At 69.5% G+C, this 16718-nt stretch carries 14 protein-coding genes; 10 read left to right on the top strand and 4 right to left on the bottom strand.

The window, feature by feature from the left end; all coding sequences use genetic code 11:
* Positions 1 to 22: 22 nt before the first annotated feature.
* The 8 genes from nuoH to recQ all read left to right on the top strand — a co-directional run bounded on the left by nuoH (position 23) and on the right by recQ (position 10499).
* Complete coding sequence (gene nuoH / locus AOK03_RS05575) at positions 23 to 1360, top strand: NADH-quinone oxidoreductase subunit NuoH (RefSeq protein ID WP_244177497.1); 1338 nt, start codon at positions 23 to 25, stop codon at positions 1358 to 1360.
* Positions 1353 to 2012 (top strand): NADH-quinone oxidoreductase subunit NuoI, encoded by a 660-nt coding sequence (gene nuoI / locus AOK03_RS05570; RefSeq protein ID WP_055564029.1) that lies wholly within the window; start codon positions 1353 to 1355, stop codon positions 2010 to 2012. Before nuoH ends, nuoI begins: the two co-directional genes overlap by 8 nt.
* The gene (locus AOK03_RS05565) at positions 2009 to 2848 is read left to right on the top strand and encodes an NADH-quinone oxidoreductase subunit J (RefSeq protein WP_055564028.1); all 840 of its coding nucleotides are present in this window, start codon (positions 2009 to 2011) and stop codon (positions 2846 to 2848) included. The genes nuoI and AOK03_RS05565 overlap by 4 nt, the downstream gene beginning before the upstream one ends.
* The gene (nuoK, locus tag AOK03_RS05560; RefSeq protein WP_003974374.1) at positions 2845 to 3144 is read left to right on the top strand and encodes an NADH-quinone oxidoreductase subunit NuoK; all 300 of its coding nucleotides are present in this window, start codon (positions 2845 to 2847) and stop codon (positions 3142 to 3144) included. The genes AOK03_RS05565 and nuoK overlap by 4 nt, the downstream gene beginning before the upstream one ends.
* Before the next feature lie 14 nt (positions 3145 to 3158).
* Positions 3159 to 5078, top strand: a complete 1920-nt coding sequence (nuoL, locus tag AOK03_RS05555; RefSeq protein WP_055564027.1) for an NADH-quinone oxidoreductase subunit L — start codon at positions 3159 to 3161, stop codon at positions 5076 to 5078.
* A gap of 5 nt (positions 5079 to 5083) precedes the next feature.
* Positions 5084 to 6655: an NADH-quinone oxidoreductase subunit M gene (locus AOK03_RS05550; RefSeq protein WP_055564026.1), complete on the top strand. Its 1572-nt coding sequence runs from the start codon at positions 5084 to 5086 to the stop codon at positions 6653 to 6655.
* Positions 6652 to 8301, top strand: a complete 1650-nt coding sequence (gene nuoN / locus AOK03_RS05545) for an NADH-quinone oxidoreductase subunit NuoN (protein WP_055564025.1) — start codon at positions 6652 to 6654, stop codon at positions 8299 to 8301. The genes AOK03_RS05550 and nuoN overlap by 4 nt, the downstream gene beginning before the upstream one ends.
* Positions 8302 to 8465: 164 nt before the next feature.
* Positions 8466 to 10499, top strand: coding sequence for a DNA helicase RecQ (gene recQ / locus AOK03_RS05540; RefSeq protein WP_055564024.1), 2034 nt, complete (start codon positions 8466 to 8468; stop codon positions 10497 to 10499).
* A 57-nt stretch (positions 10500 to 10556) separates the two neighbouring features.
* On the opposite strand, the gene AOK03_RS05535 is transcribed toward recQ, so the two are convergent.
* From AOK03_RS05535 to fahA, 4 genes are all read right to left on the bottom strand, one after another.
* Positions 10557 to 11165, bottom strand: coding sequence for a Uma2 family endonuclease (locus AOK03_RS05535; protein ID WP_055564023.1), 609 nt, complete (start codon positions 11163 to 11165; stop codon positions 10557 to 10559).
* A 124-nt stretch (positions 11166 to 11289) separates the two neighbouring features.
* Positions 11290 to 11682 (bottom strand): GntR family transcriptional regulator, encoded by a 393-nt coding sequence (locus AOK03_RS05530; RefSeq protein ID WP_055564022.1) that lies wholly within the window; start codon positions 11680 to 11682, stop codon positions 11290 to 11292.
* The gene (locus tag AOK03_RS05525) at positions 11679 to 12488 is read right to left on the bottom strand and encodes a hypothetical protein (RefSeq protein WP_244177494.1); all 810 of its coding nucleotides are present in this window, start codon (positions 12486 to 12488) and stop codon (positions 11679 to 11681) included. The genes AOK03_RS05530 and AOK03_RS05525 overlap by 4 nt, the downstream gene beginning before the upstream one ends.
* Before the next feature lie 186 nt (positions 12489 to 12674).
* On the bottom strand, positions 12675 to 13964 hold the full coding sequence (gene fahA / locus AOK03_RS05520) for a fumarylacetoacetase (protein ID WP_079074502.1): 1290 nt from the start codon (positions 13962 to 13964) through the stop codon (positions 12675 to 12677).
* 188 nt (positions 13965 to 14152) lie between these two features.
* Between fahA and AOK03_RS05515 the strand changes: the two genes are divergently transcribed.
* Complete coding sequence (locus AOK03_RS05515; protein WP_055564021.1) at positions 14153 to 15433, top strand: carboxylate--amine ligase; 1281 nt, start codon at positions 14153 to 14155, stop codon at positions 15431 to 15433.
* Positions 15434 to 15452: 19 nt separating this feature from the next.
* On the top strand, positions 15453 to 16664 hold the full coding sequence (locus AOK03_RS05510; protein ID WP_055564020.1) for an FAD-dependent oxidoreductase: 1212 nt from the start codon (positions 15453 to 15455) through the stop codon (positions 16662 to 16664).
* Positions 16665 to 16718 lie beyond the last annotated feature (54 nt).

Below are 16718 nucleotides of genomic sequence, written 5' to 3'. Positions count from 1 at the left end.
GCTTGCGGCGGAAGACCTGTCCATGTTCGGCCGTGACCCCTGGTGGCTGGTCGCCTTCAAGGCGGTCTTCTGCTTCGCGTTCCTGATGGTGACGGTCCTCCTCGCCATCGTGTGGGAGCGCAAGGTCGTCGCCTGGATGCAGCTGCGCATCGGTCCCAACCGGAACGGTCCCTGGGGCCTGCTGCAGTCCCTCGCGGACGGCGTCAAGCTGATGCTCAAGGAAGACGTGATCGTCAAGCGCGCGGACAAGGTGGTCTACATCCTTGCTCCGGTCATCGCGGCGATCCCGGCCTTCATGGCGATCGCGGTGATCCCGTTCGGGCCCGCGGGCAACGAAGTCTCGATCTTCGGTCACCGCACCACGATGCAGCTCACCGACCTGCCGATCGCGATGCTCTACATCCTCGCGGTCGCCTCCGTCGGCATCTACGGCATCGTGCTCGCGGGCTGGAGCTCCGGATCGACGTACCCGCTCCTCGGCGGCCTGCGCTCCTGCGCGCAGATGATCTCGTACGAGATCGCGATGGGCGCGGCCTTCGCCTCCGTGTTCCTCTACTCGGGTTCGATGTCGACGTCGGCGATCGTCGAGGCGCAGGCGGACCGGTGGTACGTCCTGCTGCTGCCCGTCTCTTTCATCATCTACATCGTGACGATGATCGGCGAGACGAACCGCGCGCCGTTCGACATGCCGGAGTCCGAGGGCGACCTCGTCGGTGGATTCAACACCGAGTACTCCTCCATCAAGTTCGCGATGTTCATGCTCGCCGAGTACATCAACATGGTCACCGTCTCGGCGGTGTCGGCCACGCTCTTCCTGGGCGGCTGGCGCGCTCCGTATCCGATCAGCACGTTCTGGGAGGGCGCGAACCACGGCTGGTGGCCGATGCTCTGGTTCGTGATCAAGGTCCAGCTGCTGCTGTTCTTCTTCATCTGGCTGCGCGGCTCTCTGCCCCGCGTCCGCTACGACCAGCTGATGAAGCTCGGCTGGAAGGTGCTGATCCCGGTCTCGGTCGTCTGGCTGATGCTGGTCGCCACGGTCAGGGCGATGCGGAACGAGGACTACGAATTCACCTCGATCGCGCTCTATGTCGGCGGCGGCGTCATCGCGTTGCTGTTGCTCTCCGTCGTCGTCGACGTCTTCCGCGACAAGCGCGAGAAGGAAGCCGCCGCGGAGGAGGAGAAGCCGGTCGCCTTCGACCCCATGGCGGGCGGCTTCCCGGTGCCGCCGCTGCCAGGCCAGAGCCTGCCACCCGTACCGCGCCGACGCTCGCGCCAGGAGCGGGAGTTGATTGTCAGTGGTGGCCCGGATACTCAAAGTGACGGATCCCGAAGTGACGGAAAGGAGGCGTCCGATGGCTGAGTCGAACCAGGAGTCACACGAGTCGAACCAATCGAAGCAGGGGTTCCAGAACCCTGTGGCGGGCTTCGGCGTGACCTTCAAGGCCATGTTCAAGAAGCGGCTGACCGAGCAGTATCCGGAGCAGCAGAAGACCACTGCTCCCCGCTTCCACGGCAGGCACCAGCTGAACCGCCATCCGGACGGCCTGGAGAAGTGCGTCGGCTGTGAGCTCTGCGCCTGGGCCTGTCCCGCGGACGCCATCTATGTGGAGGGCGCGGACAACACGGACGAGGAGAGGTACTCGCCCGGTGAGCGGTACGGCCGCGTCTACCAGATCAACTACGCCCGCTGCATCCTCTGCGGCCTGTGCATCGAGGCGTGCCCCACGCGCGCGTTGACGATGACGAACCAGTTCGAGCTGGCCGACAGCAGCCGCGAGAACCTCATCTACACCAAGGAGCAGCTGCTCGCCGGTCTCGAAGAGGGCATGGTCGACTCGCCGCACGCGATCTTCCCCGGCACGGACGAGCAGGACTACTACCGGGGGTTGGTCACCGAGGCCGCGCCGGGCACCGTCCCCCAGGTCGCCCTCTCCAAGGGCGAGACGCCCCAGGAGGCGGCCGCCGACTTCGGGGACGGCGAGCCCGCGTCGGAGAAGGTGGTCGGCCGATGACGCAGCTCGCCGCCTACTCCACCTCCACCGGCGAGGCCTTCCAGTTCTGGGTGCTCGGCACGGTCGCGGTGATCGGCGCCCTGTGCACCATCCTCATGAAGAAGGCCGTGCACAGCGCGCTCTGCCTGGCCGGGACCATGATCATCCTTGCGGTGTTCTACCTGGCCAACGGCGCGTACTTCCTGGGCATCGTCCAGATCGTCGTCTACACCGGCGCGATCATGATGCTCTTCCTCTTCGTGGTCATGCTCGTCGGCGTCACCGCGGCCGACTCCCTGACGGAGACCATCAAGGGACAGCGCTGGCTGGCCCTCCTCTGCGGGCTCGGCTTCGCGGTGCTGCTCTTCGCGGGCATCGGCAACGCCTCGGTGAAGGAGTTCAACGGCCTCGGCAAGGCGAACGCCGGCGGCAACGTGGAGGGCCTCGCGGGGCTCATCTTCACGAAGTACGTCTTCGCCTTCGAGATCACCGGCGCCCTGCTCATCACGGCGACGGTCGGCGCGATGGTGCTCACCCACCGCGAGCGCACGGAGCGCGCCAAGACCCAGCGCGAGCTGTCCGAGGCGCGCGTGCGCGAGGGCAAGCACCTGCCGCCGCTGCCCGCCCCGGGTGTGTACGCCAGGCACAACGCCGTGGACATCGCGGGCCTGCTCCCCGACGGCACGCCGTCGGAGCTCACGGTCAACAAGACGCTCCGTGAGCGCGGCCAGATCCGCGACGTGTCGAACGAGGCGCTGGACGACCTGCGGGCGCTGGAGCAGCGCTCCACCGATCGCCTGGAGCGGCCCGACCTGCGGCGCAGCGACATCGAGCGGACCGAGGAGGCGTCGAAGTGAACCCCGTCAACTATCTCTACCTCGCGGCGCTGTTGTTCACGATCGGCGCGACCGGCGTGCTCATCAGGCGGAACGCGATCGTGGTGTTCATGTGCATCGAGCTCATGCTCAACGCCTGCAACCTCGCGTTCGTGGCCTTCTCCCGGATGCACGGCAACCTCGACGGCCAGATCATCGCGTTCTTCACGATGGTCGTCGCCGCCGCGGAGGTCGTGGTCGGACTCGCGATCATCGTGTCGCTGTTCCGTTCCCGCCACTCGGCCTCGGTCGACGACGCCAGCCTGATGAAGCTCTGAGGGGTCGCTGAATCGTGGAGAACTTGATTGCGCTGCTCGTCGCGGCGCCTCTGCTCGGAGCGGCCGTACTGCTGTGCGGCGGGCGGGCACTGGACCGCGCGGGCCACTGGCTCGGCACGCTGCTCGCGGCCGCCTCCTTCGTCGTCGCCGTCGTGCTGTTCACCGACATGCTGGGCAAGGGCGCCGAGGAGCGCTCGCTGTCGCAGCACCTGTTCAGCTGGATCCCCGTCGAGGGCTTCCAGGCCGACGTCGCCTTCCAGCTCGACCAGTTGTCGATGACGTTCGTCCTGCTGATCTCCGGTGTGGGCACCCTGATCCACATCTACTCGATCGGGTACATGGAGCACGACGAGCGGCGCCGCCGCTTCTTCGGCTACCTGAACCTGTTCCTCGCGGCGATGCTCCTGCTGGTCCTCGCCGACAACTACCTGCTCCTGTACGTCGGATGGGAGGGCGTGGGCCTCGCCTCGTACCTCCTGATCGGCTTCTGGCAGCACAAGCCCAGCGCGGCCACCGCCGCGAAGAAGGCCTTCCTGGTCAACAGGGTCGGCGACGTGGGCCTCTCGATCGCCATCATGCTGATGTTCACCACCTTCGGGACCTTCGCCTTCGGCCCTGTCCTGGAGGCCACGGGTGAGACGTCGGAGGGCAAGCTCACCGCGATCGGCCTGATGCTGCTGCTCGCCGCGTGCGGCAAGTCCGCGCAGGTGCCGCTGCAGTCCTGGCTCGGTGACGCGATGGAGGGCCCGACCCCGGTCTCGGCCCTGATCCACGCCGCCACGATGGTGACCGCGGGTGTGTACCTCATCGTCCGCTCCGGCGCGATCTTCAACGGCGCGCCGGACGCACAGCTCGTCGTCACCGTCGTCGGAGCGGTCACGCTCCTGTTCGGTGCGATCGTCGGTTGCGCGAAGGACGACATCAAGAAGGCCCTCGCCGGATCGACGATGTCCCAGATCGGGTACATGATCCTGGCCGCGGGCCTCGGCCCCATCGGCTACGTCTTCGCGATCATGCACCTGGTCACGCACGGCTTCTTCAAGGCCGGGCTCTTCCTCGGCGCCGGATCGGTCATGCACGGCATGAACGACGAGGTCGACATGCGGAAGTACGGCGGCCTCCGGAAGTACATGCCGGTCACGTTCGTGACCTTCGGCCTCGGCTACCTCGCGATCATCGGCTTCCCCGGTCTGTCCGGCTTCTTCTCCAAGGACAAGATCATCGAGGCGGCGTTCGCCAAGGGCGGCACGGAGGGCTGGATCCTCGGCTCGGTGGCGCTCCTGGGCGCGGCCATCACCGCGTACTACATGACGCGCGTGATGATCATGACCTTCTTCGGGGAGAAGCGCTGGCAGCCGACAGCGTCTGATAGCGGCTCCGCCGCGGGGTCCGGCAACGAGCCGCACCCGCACGAGTCGCCGAAGTCCATGACCATCCCGATGATCGTGCTCGCCTTCGGGTCGGTGTTCGCGGGTGGCTTCTTCAGCATCGGCGACCGCTTCATGCACTGGCTGGAGCCGGTCACGCAGCACGACCACGGCGACTCGCCGCTGAGCGCCACGACGGTCACGGGAGCCACCATGGTGGTCCTCGTCATCGGCGTCGCCCTGGCCTATGTGCAGTACGGGCGCCGTCCCGTCCCGGTCACCGCCCCGCGCGGCTCGGTGCTCACCCGCGCCGCCCGCCGCGACCTCCTCCAGGACGACTTCAACCACGTCGTCCTGGTGCGCGGCGGCGAGCACCTCACGCGGTCCCTGGTCTACGTCGACCACACCCTGGTCGACGGCGTCGTCAACGGCACGGCGGCCTCGGTCGGCGGCCTCTCCGGACGGCTGCGCAAACTGCAGAACGGCTACGCCCGCTCCTACGCGGTCTCGATGTTCGGCGGCGCTGCGGTGCTCATCGCCGCGACCCTGCTGATGAGGGCGGTCTGATACCGATGTCCTTTCCCCTCCTGACAGCGACGGCGGTCCTGCCCGCGGTCGGCGCGATCGCCACGGCAGCCGTTCCGGCCGCCCGGCGGACCGCCGCCAAGTGGCTCGCACTGCTCGTCTCGCTCGCCACGCTCGGCCTCGCGGTGACCGTGCTCGTACGGTTCGACCCCGACGGCGATCGCTATCAACTGACCGAATCGCACGCCTGGATCAAGGAGTTCGGGGTGCGGTACGAGCTCGGGGTCGACGGCATCGCCGTCGCGCTCCTCGCGCTCACCGCCCTGTTGATCCCCTTCATCATCCTGGCGGGCTGGCACGACGCCGATCCCCTGGAGACGAAATCCTCGCGGTGGCGGCCGACTCAGGGGTTCTTCGCCCTGATCCTGGCCGTCGAGGCGATGGTGATCATCTCCTTCGAGGCCACCGACGTCTTCCTCTTCTACATCTTCTTCGAAGCCATGCTCATCCCGATGTACTTCCTCATCGGCGGCTTCGGAGACCGCGCCCACGCGGGCACGGACGAGAACGCCTCGGCACAGCGCTCGTACGCGGCCGTGAAGTTCCTCCTCTACAACCTCGTCGGCGGCCTCATCATGCTGGCCGCCGTGATCGGGCTCTATGTCGTGGCGGGAAACTTCTCCCTCCAGGAGATCTCCGCCGCGCGCGCGGACGGCTCGCTCGACATGGCGACCAACACGGAGCGGCTGCTCTTCCTCGGCTTCTTCTTCGCCTTCGCGGTGAAGGCGCCGCTGTGGCCGCTGCACACCTGGCTGCCGAACGCGATGGGGGAGTCCACCGCCCCGGTCGCCGTACTGATCACGGCCGTCGTGGACAAGGTCGGCACGTTCGCGATGCTGCGGTTCTGCCTCGGGCTCTTCCCGGAGGCGAGCGACTGGGCGACGCCGGTCATCCTCGTGCTCGCCCTGATCAGCATCATCTACGGCGCGCTGCTCGCGGTCGGCCAGCGCGACATCAAGCGCCTGGTGGCGTACGCGTCGATCTCGCACTTCGGCTTCATCGTGCTCGGCATCTTCGCGATGACCTCGCAGGGCCAGTCCGGCGCGACGCTCTACATGGTCAACCACGGCATCTCGACCGCCGCGCTGATGCTGGTGGCCGGCTTCCTGATCTCGCGGCGCGGCTCGCGGCTCATCGCCGACTACGGAGGAGTGCAGAAGGTCGCACCGGTGCTCGCCGGTACCTTCCTGATCGGCGGCCTGGCCACGCTGTCGCTTCCCGGGCTCGCACCGTTCGTGAGCGAATTCCTGGTCCTGGTCGGCGCGTTCGCCCGCTATCCGGTGGTCGGGATCATCGCGACCGTCGGCATCGTGCTCGCCGCGCTGTACACGCTCGTCCTCTACCAGCGGACGATGACCGGCCCCGTGAAGGCGGAGGTCTCGGCCATGCCCGACCTGCGGGTGCGTGAACTGGTCGTCGTCGCTCCGCTGATCGCCCTCCTGATCGGTCTCGGCGTCTACCCGAAGCCGCTCACCGATCTGGTGAACCCGGCGGTCGAGCACACGATGTCCGACGTGCAGAAGAAGGACCCCCAGCCCGATGTGGAGGCGGCCAAGTGAGCGCATCAGCCGTCCACAGCCTGTGGACAACTGCGGCCGACCCGATCGACAAGATCGACGCGCCCAATATCGAGTATGGGCAGCTCTCGCCGATGTTGATCGTCATCGGCGCGGCCGTCATCGGAGTGCTCATCGAAGCCTTCGTCCCGCGCAAGACCCGTTACTACGCCCAACTGTTCCTCTCCGTGGTCTCCCTGGCCGCCGCCTTCGCCGCGGTGGTCGGGCTCGCGGCCCGCGGCTTCGGCACCACCAAGGCGCAGATCGCCGCGATGGGCGCCATCGCGGTCGACGGACCCGCGCTCTTCCTGCAGGGCACGATCCTGCTCACCGGCATCTTCGTGATCTTCACCTTCGCGGAGCGGCGCCTCGACCCGGCGGCGCACGGCAACCGCGTCGACTCGTTCGTGGCGCAGGCCGGAGCCGTACCGGGCAGTGAGGGCGAACAGGCCGCCACCAAGGCCGGGTTCGCCACCACCGAGGTGTTCCCGCTGGCGCTCTTCGCCATCGGCGGCATGCTCGTCTTCCCCGCGGCCAACGACCTCCTGACGCTCTTCATCGCGCTGGAAGTCTTCTCCCTGCCGTTGTACCTGCTGTGCGCGCTGGCCCGGCGCAAGCGCCTCATGTCGCAGGAATCCGCCGTCAAGTACTTCCTGCTCGGCGCGTTCGCCTCGGCCTTCACGCTCTTCGGCATCGCGCTCCTCTACGGCTACGCCGGTTCCGTGTCGTACGCGACGATCGCGGACGTCGTCGAGGGCAACGTCAAGACCGTGGACCCGGCGCTCGCCGACACCATGGGCAACGACGCGCTGCTCCTGATCGGCGTCGCGATGGTGGTGATGGGGCTGCTCTTCAAGGTGGGCGCGGTGCCGTTCCACATGTGGACCCCGGACGTGTACCAGGGCGCCCCGACGCCGGTCACCGGCTTCATGGCGGCGGCGACGAAGGTGGCCGCGTTCGGTGCGCTCCTCCGGCTCCTCTACGTGGTGCTTCCCGGTCTGCGCTGGGACTGGCGGCCGGTCATGTGGGGCGTCGCGGTCATCACGATGCTGGGCGGCGCGATCATCGCGATCACCCAGACCGACATCAAGCGCCTCCTCGCGTACTCGTCCATCGCGCACGCGGGCTTCATCCTCGCCGGTGTCATCGCCACCACCCCGGACGGCGTCTCCTCCGTCCTCTTCTACCTGGCGGCCTACTCCTTCGTGACCATCGGCGCCTTCGCCGTCGTCACGCTGGTGCGGGACGCCGGGGGCGAGGCCACGCACCTGTCCAAGTGGGCGGGGCTCGGGCGCAGGTCTCCGCTGGTGGCCGCGGTCTTCGCGGTCTTCCTCCTCGCCTTCGCGGGCATTCCGCTGACCTCCGGGTTCGCCGGGAAGTTCGCGGTCTTCAAGGCCGCGGCGGAGGGCGGCGCGGGACCGCTGGTCGTGGTCGGTGTGCTGTCGTCGGCGATCGCCGCGTTCTTCTACATCCGCGTGATCGTCCTGATGTTCTTCAGCGAGCCGAAGGCGGACGGCCCCACGGTCGCCGTGCCTTCGCCGCTGACGATGACGGCGATCGGCATGGGCGTCGCGGTGACGCTGGTGCTGGGTGTGGCCCCGCAGTACTTCCTGGATCTGGCGAACCAGGCGGGGGTCTTCGTCCGGTAGCCCGATCGTTTCGAACATGCGTTGCCGCCCGGCATCCCGAGAAGGGGTGCCGGGCGGCGGCCTGTGGATAACTGTCCGGGGTGTCGGTGGGGAGCCCTATCGTGGAGGCAGTGGTCGAGGCAGGACGTACGGCGGGGGACAGGGCGATGGATGGGACCAAGGGCATGAGCGAGGTGACGGCGTCGGTACCGGCGCCGGGCGCGGCAACCGGCACCGTGACGGAGAGCGACGCCCTGCGCACGCTCCACCGCGTCTTCGGGTACGACGCCTTCCGCGGCGAGCAGGAACCGATCATCGAGCACGTGATCGGCGGCGGGGACGCCGTCGTCCTGATGCCGACCGGCGGCGGCAAGTCCCTCTGCTATCAGATCCCGGCCCTGGTCAGGCCGGGCACCGGCGTCGTGATCTCCCCGCTCATCGCGCTGATGCAGGACCAGGTGGACGCGCTGCGGGCGCTCGGCGTGCGCGCCGGGTTCATCAACTCCACGCAGGACTTCGACGAGCGGCGCGTGATGGAGGCGGAGTTCCTCGCGGGCGAGCTCGACGTGCTCTATCTGGCGCCGGAGCGGCTGCGTCTGGACACGACCCTGGAGCTTCTCGGGCGGGCCAAGATCTCCGTCTTCGCCATCGACGAGGCGCACTGCGTCGCCCAGTGGGGCCACGACTTCCGTCCCGACTATCTCGCGCTCTCGCTCCTCGGGGAGCGCTGGCCGGACGTGCCGCGGATCGCCCTGACCGCCACGGCCACCGACGCCACGCACCGGGAGATCACGCAGCGGCTCGGCATGCCCGACGCCAAGCACTTCGTGGCGAGCTTCGACCGGCCCAACATCCAGTACCGCATCGTGCCGAAGGCCGAGCCGAAGAAGCAGCTCCTCGCCTTCCTGAAGGAAGAGCACGCGGGCGACGCCGGGATCGTCTACTGCCTGTCGCGCAATTCGGTCGAGAAGACCGCCGAGTTCCTCTGCAAGAACGGCATCGAGGCCGTCCCGTACCACGCGGGTCTGGACGGCGGCATGCGCGCGGCGCACCAGTCCCGCTTCCTGCGGGAGGACGGCCTCGTCGTCTGCGCCACGATCGCCTTCGGCATGGGCATCGACAAGCCGGACGTCCGCTTCGTCGCCCACCTCGACCTGCCCAAGTCGGTCGAGGGGTACTACCAGGAGACGGGCCGCGCGGGCCGCGACGGTCTGCCCTCGACTGCCTGGATGGCCTATGGCCTCCAGGACGTAGTGCAGCAGCGGAAGCTGATCCAGGGCGGCGAGGGCGACGAGGCGTTCCGCCGCCGCGCCTCCTCCCATCTGGACTCGATGCTGGCGCTCTGCGAGACGGCTCAGTGCCGCCGCGCGCAGCTCCTGACCTACTTCGGCCAGGAGGCGGGCGCGCAGTCCTGCGGAAACTGTGACACCTGCCTGACCCCGCCCGAGACCTGGGACGGCACGGTGGCGGCGCAGAAGGTGCTCTCCACGGTCGTGCGCCTGCAGCGCGAGCGCGGTCAGAAGTTCGGCGCGGGCCAGATCATCGACATCCTCCTGGGCAAGAAGACCGCGAAGGTCATCCAGTTCGACCACGACCAGCTCTCGGTCTTCGGCATCGGAGAGGAGCTCGCGGAGGCCGAATGGCGGGGCGTCGTGCGTCAGCTGCTGGCGCAGGGCCTGATCGCGGTCGAGGGGGAGTACGGCACGTTGGTGCTCACCGAGACGAGCGGCTCCGTCCTGGGCCGGGAGCGCGAGGTGCGGCTGCGCAAGGAGCCGAAGCGGGCACCGGCGGCGCGGGCGTCCAAGGGCGAGCGCAAGGCGAAGTCGGCGGCGGCGGTCGCCGAGCTGCCCCAGGAAGCGGTCCCGCTCTTCGAGGCACTGCGCGCCTGGCGCGCGGCCTCGGCGAAGGAGCAGGGCGTCCCGGCATATGTGATCTTCCACGACGCCACCCTCCGCGAGATCGCGACCCTGCGACCCACGTCCGTGTCGGACCTGTCGGGCATCAGCGGAGTGGGCGAGAAGAAGCGTGCGACGTACGGCGAGGGCGTGGTGGGCGTCGTCGCGGAGTTCCTGGGCGGCGCGCCCGCCGGGGGCGGTGCTTCGGGCGAGCCGTCGGAAGGGCCCTCTGGTGGGGCCCCTGAGGCGGCGCCTGGCGGGGCTGGACGACTGATGAGCGATGAGGTGGAGCCGGACTGGGGGGACGAGGAGCCGGACTGGTAGATCGGACGACGTTCACCTGGTCGGCTCCGGTGATCGGAGCCGACCAGAACAGCCTGTCTACGGAGTCTCGGGCAGCGACCGCCTGGCGGTGATGGCGGTGAGGTCGAGCTCGATGGTGAAGGGGACGCTCACCTTGAGATCGTCGTGGAAGATGCCGGTCGGTGTGTAGGTGCGCGTCGCGGGTTCGAGTTCGAAGACATGGACCACCGGGCGGCCCTTGTCGTTCTCCACGCGCCAGTAGTGACGGATGCCTGCCTTGGCGTACTTGAGCGGCTTGGCCTCCCGGTCGCGCGCCTCGGAGCCGGGGGAGACGACTTCGATGGCCAGCAGCACTGTGTCGGCGGGGACACGGGTCTGTCCGGGGTCCAGGATCTCTTCGGAGGGTACGACGACGACGTCGGGCTCGGGCCTGTTCCGCTGGTCGATGTCGATGGTGAATTCGCGTAGGACTTCGAGTCCCGCTGGGGCGGAATCTTCGAGGCGCCGCTCGAAGAAGCTGACCGCCCGCGAATGAAGGTTGGTCTGCGGACTCACGAAGACGAGGCTCCCGTCGATCAGCTCCGTGTGCGGAGGCAGATTCGGAAGCCGGTCCAGGTCGTCGGCGGTCCAGCCACCCTTGGGCGGGACCGGCCACGTGGGCCCGGAAGCCTCGGGTTCGGCGCTCATCAGTGCTCCCGTGGGTGGAGTCTCACCGGGTTGTCCAGCGTATCGGGGGGAAACCCGCAAAGGTGTCCACGCACGTGTGAACGAGTGTCGGGGGCTTGCCCCTGCGGGGGCGCGTTCGGCGAGGTCAGGGGGCGTCCCAAGCCTCCCGTACCGCCCGCAGCGCCTCCGCCTCGTCCGCTCCCAGGGCTCGGGCCGCCGTGGTGAACTGCAGAGCCAGCGCCGCGAGTTGTGCCGGGTCGGGGAGGGAGGTGCCCGCCGGGAGCGGAGCCACCCTCGTTCCTGCGCCTCGGCGGGTGTGGATCAGGGAGGCCGATTCCAGTTCGCGGTAGGCGCGGGCCACGGTGCCTGCTGCCAGGCCCAGGTCGGCGGCGAGCTGGCGGACGGGTGGGAGGCGTTCGCCCTCGGGGAGGCGGCCCGTGGTGATGAGGGCGGCGAGCTGGGCCCGGATCTGTTCGTAGGGCGGGACGGGGCTCGTCGTGTCGACCCGGACGGCAGGGCCTCTGGCCGGGCCCGTCATCGGTGGCCTGCCCGGGGGGAGACGATCGTGGTCAGGGACCACGTCATGGTGGACGCCGCGGAGAGGGCCACGGGGATCAGGAACCAGGCCGCCCCGGACGCGCCCATGCAGTCGAGGCCGAGCAGGGCGCCGGTGGCGAACGTCGTGGTCCCCAGCAGGGGAGCGGAGATCAGCAGGCCCCACGCGGCGGTGATCGCCAGTGCCCGGTCTCGGCGTGGCTGCTCTTCCGAGGGGCGGCGGGCGATGCGGCGCAGGGACCATGCGCACGCGGCCGTGCCGATGGCGAGCGAGGCCAGGACCGGTGCGCCGTAGAAGAGGCCGGGCCAGGGGCCGACCGTCTCGGTCATGCCCTGGCAGATGGCGGAGAGGGAGCGCCCGGCATGGCCCTGGTCGTCCGGGGCGGCCATGGCGGCCGCCGCGACGAGGAGGGTGATCAGCGCGAGCGCCTGCGCGGCGAGCAGGCGGGTGGTGCGGGGCGGCACATAGTCCCGGGCCCGGCGCGGGGTGAGGCCTGCGCTGCGCACCGGGCCGTGCGGCGGGGGTGTGAGGGCGTCCCCGAGCAGGACTCCGGCGACGGCGCAGAGGCCGAACGCCGGGATGGCGTACAGGATCCCGATGCCCAGGCCGTCGTCCCTGGAGGCCACCGCCCAGGCCGCGGCGGCACCGGCGGCCAGGCCGGACCAGCGGGCGTAGAGATCGACGCGGGCGCGCGCGGCTGTCTCTGGGGGGATGACGGGTGGGAGTGGTGGGGCGATGTGGGTGTGGGCGCGAGTGCGTGTGCTGGTGTCCGTGCCGGTGTCGTGCATGCGTGAACCCCCGAGTGAGCGGGCCGGGTGGTCGGGCCCGGACCTGTGCTCGGCGCTCGCTTGTATCAAGCGCCGAGTACAAGTTCACCTCACTCGGGGGTTTGTGTCAAGCAGTTGGTACAAGCGGTTGGTGCAAGTGGTTGGCGTAAGTGTTCGGTGCCAGCAGCCGGGGTGAGTTCGGCGGGCTCAGTTCGCGGACGCGATCCGGCCCGTCACCTCGCCGAGTCCGACCCTCGTGCCGTTGGGCCCGGGGGCCCAGGCCGAGAGCGTGACCACGTCGCCGTCCTCGAGGAACGTCCGCTTGCCGTCCGGGAGTTCGAGGGGGTCGCGGCCGTTCCAGGTGATCTCGATCAGTGAACCGTACTGACCTGCCTCGGGACCGCTGACCGTGCCCGAGCCGTACAGGTCGCCGGTGCGCAGCGAGGCGCCGTTGACCGTCATGTGCGCCAGCTGCTGCGCGGCCGTCCAGTACACGGTGGAGAACGGCGGCTCCGAGATGACCTGGCCGTTCAGGGTGACCGTCATGTGCAGGTCGTAGCCGCCGGGCTCGTCCGCCACGGACTCCGCGGAGTCGTCCAGGTAGGGCAGGAGCTCATGCGTGCGCTCCGGGGGCGCGATCCGCGCCGAGTCCAGGGCCTCCAGCGGGGTGATCCACGCGGAGACGGACGTGGCGAACGACTTGCCGAGGAACGGGCCCAGCGGGACGTACTCCCAGGCCTGGATGTCGCGCGCCGACCAGTCGTTGAGGAGGGTCAGTCCGAAGACGTGCTCCCGGAAGTCCGCCAGGGGGACGGGGGTTCCGTGCGTCGAGGGGGCGCCGACGACGAAGCCCACCTCCGCCTCGATGTCGAGCCGGACGGACGGGCCGAAGACGGGGGCCGCGTCGGCGGGCGCCTTGCGCTGGCCCGAGGGGCGGACGACGTCCGTTCCGGAGACGACCACCGTGCCGGACCGGCCGTGGTAACCGATGGGCAGGTGCTTCCAGTTGGGCGTCAGCGGCGTCGGCGAGTCCGGCCGGAACATCTGGCCCAGGTGGGTCGCGTGGTGCTCGGAAGCGTAGAAGTCGACGTAGTCCGCAACCTCGAAGGGCAGGTGCAGGGTCACTTCGGAGAGGGGGTGCAGCAGGGGGCGTACGGTCTCCCGGTGGGCCGGCACCGTCACCCATGCGGTCAGCGCGCGCCGCACGTCCGACCAGGCCCTGCGGCCCGCGGAGAGCAGGGGGTTCAGCGTGGGCCGGGCCAGGAGTGACACGTAGGGGGAGCCGAGCGCGGCGGCCGCGGCGCCCGCGTCCAGGACGTACGAGCCGAGCCGTACGCCCACCCTGCGTCGTCCGTCCGCCTCCCCGGCCAGGGAGAACACGCCGTAGGGAAGGTTGTGGGGTCCGAAGGGGTCGCCCTCGGGAAGGCCGAAGGGATCGCCTCCGGGAAGGTCGGTGGAGTCACCGGCGGCCGGGTCGAGCGGGGTCTGCTCGGACATGCGTACCTGCCTCGCTTTCCATAGGGGTGTGCCACACGTTACGTGTGGAGACCCCTGTTGCGGCAGTGTCTAAAGAGTTAGCAATGTCCGGATAAGTCTTGCTGGACTTTCCGATTCCGCCCTAGCGTTCTTTGGGGGACGCGGGATGGGTGGGGTCCCATTCGGTTTGGCATACGTGGGGGGAACCCGTGGCCAGGATCGCCGCCAGTGCGCCGTTCACGCCGGACCGGAACGTCCCGGGACTGATCGTCAAGTTCGGTGACTACCCCCTGCACCACGGTGGAGTGGGAGCGATCCGCAGCCTCGGCCGGCTGGGCGTTCCCATGTACGCGATCACGGAGGACCGGTACACACCGGCTGCCGCGTCCCGCCACCTGACGGCCGCCTTTCCCTGGCCGACCACCGGCGCCGAAGAGCCGGAACGACTGGTGGAGGGGCTGCTGCGGGTCGGGCGCCGCATCGGTAGACCGGCCGTCCTCATCCCCACGGACGAGGAGGCGGCCGTCCTGATCGCCGAGCACCAGGACGAGCTCTCCGGGGAGCGCACCGGCTTCGGTGGATTCCTCTTCCCGCGCGTGGAAGCGGAATTGCCCCGAAGGCTGGCGAGCAAGCAAGGCCTGCACGGGCTGTGCGTGGAGCACGGCATCGCCTCGCCCGATGCCACCTTTCCGGAAAGCCCGGCGGACGTCGCGGAGTTCGCGTCCCGCGCGCGGTTCCCCGTGGTGGCCAAGAACCGCGAGGCCTTCACCCGGCGGAAGCGTCCTGCAGTGCACGGCACCACCCGCATCGAGACCCCCGGCGGCCTTCTCGCGCTCGCCCGTCACTGGGGCGAGCGGCCCGGCGTGATCCTCCAGGAGTATCTGCCCCGGGAAGAGGCCGAGGACTGGATCGTGCACGCGTACTTCGACGCGAACTCCGTCCCGCGCGCGATGTTCACGGGGGTCAAGGTCCGCTCCTGGCCGCCGCATGCGGGGATGACGTCGAACGCGTACGTCGTCGACAACCCGGAACTCGCCGACCTCGCCGCGCGTTTCATCAAGCAGATCGGCTTCACCGGCATCATCGACCTGGACCTGCGCTTCGACCGCCGCGACGGTCAGTACAAGCTGCTCGACTTCAACCCCCGTATGGGCGCTCAGTTCCGGCTCTTCGAGAACGAGTCGGAGATCGACGTCGTCCGTGCCATGCACCTCGACCTGACGGGCCGCGTCGTCCCCGAGGGGGACCAGCGCGCCGGGCACCGGTATGTCGTGGAGAACATCGACCTGCCCGCCCTCGTCGCGTACCGCCGCAGTGGATACACGACGCCGCACGCGCCCGCCCGCGCGAGCGGCACGGAGCTCGCGTGGCTCGCCGCCGACGACATGAAGCCGTTCTTCACGATGCTCGCGCGCTTCCTGCGGCCCGGGACGAAGCATCTGTACCAGCTGTGGCGCTCCCAGCGCCGCGGCAGCACCGCCGCAATGTGACGCCCTGGGGAGGGACTTCGTGACGCAACCGGTAGCAGTCGTCGGAGCCGGGCCGTACGGCCTGTCCACCGCCGCCCATCTGCGGGCGCGCGGCATTCCGGTGCGGGTGTTCGGCGATCCGATGGTGAGCTGGCGCGCCCACATGCCCCGAGGGATGCTGCTGAAGTCCACCCCCGTCGCGTCCAGCATCGACGCGCCGCAGCGCGGCCACACCCTCGCCGACTACTGCGACGCGGCCGGCATCCGGCGCCTCGTCACGGACGAGGACATCATCCCGATCGAGACCTTCGTGGCCTACGGAGAGTGGTTCCAGCACCGGCTCGTCCCCGAGTTGGAGCGCGTGCGGGTCGTCGCGGTGGACCGCCGCGCCTCGGGCGGTCCGGGCGGCTTCGATCTGAAGCTGGACTCCGGAGAGCAGTTCACGGCTCGCGCGGTCATCGTGGCGACGGGCCTGTCGGGCCTCTCGCGGCTGCCGCGCGAGCTCGCCGGTGCGGTGCCGGACGGGCCTTCCCCCACCGGGCCCGTCTCGCACACTTCCCAGCACCACGACCTGACCCGCTTCGCGGGACGCGACCTGATCGTCGTCGGGGCCGGTCAGTCCGCTCTGGAGACGGCCGTGCTCGCCGCCGAGGCGGGCGCGCAGGTGAGGGTGGTGGCCCGCGGCAAGCGGGCGGTCGCCTTCGGCGAACCGCCCTGGCGGCAGCCGAAGTTCCGCCCCGAATCGCCCTTCGGGCGCGCCTGGTCGCTGTACGCGATCAGCTACCACGCCGATCCGTACCGCCACCTGCCGCCCCAGGCACGGCACTTCCTGGTCCGGCGCATTCTGGGGCCGCTCGGCGCATGGTGGCTGCGGGACCGCTTCGAGGGCAAGGTCCGCACGCACGAGGTGCGCCGGATCAGGGCCGCGAGTATCGCGCAGGGGCAGCCCGTCCTGACGGTGGAGACGCAGGGCGGCCGCGTGGCGGAGCTCTCCGCCGACCACGTCATCGCCGCGACCGGCTACCGCGTGGACCTCGCGGCGCTGGACTTCCTCGGCCACGGCCTGCGCGCCCGTCTCGCGGCGAGCCGCGGTACGCCGAAGCTGGGCGCGGGGTTCGCCTCGTCCGTCCCCGGGCTCTACTTCACCGGGATGCTGGGTGGTTCGTCGTTCGGCCCGGTGATGCGGTTCGTGTGCGGTACGGAATTCGCCTCGCCGCGCCTGGCGCGGCATGTGTCGGCCGCCTGTGACTGACGGGCAGGGGCGTGCGGCGGGGTTCGGGGCGACCCGCGCGGCAGCGTCCCGGCG

The organism is Streptomyces atriruber (assembly GCF_001418325.1).
GTDB lineage: Bacteria > Actinomycetota > Actinomycetes > Streptomycetales > Streptomycetaceae > Streptomyces > Streptomyces atriruber.
This window is presented reverse-complemented; position numbering and strand designations above follow the sequence as displayed.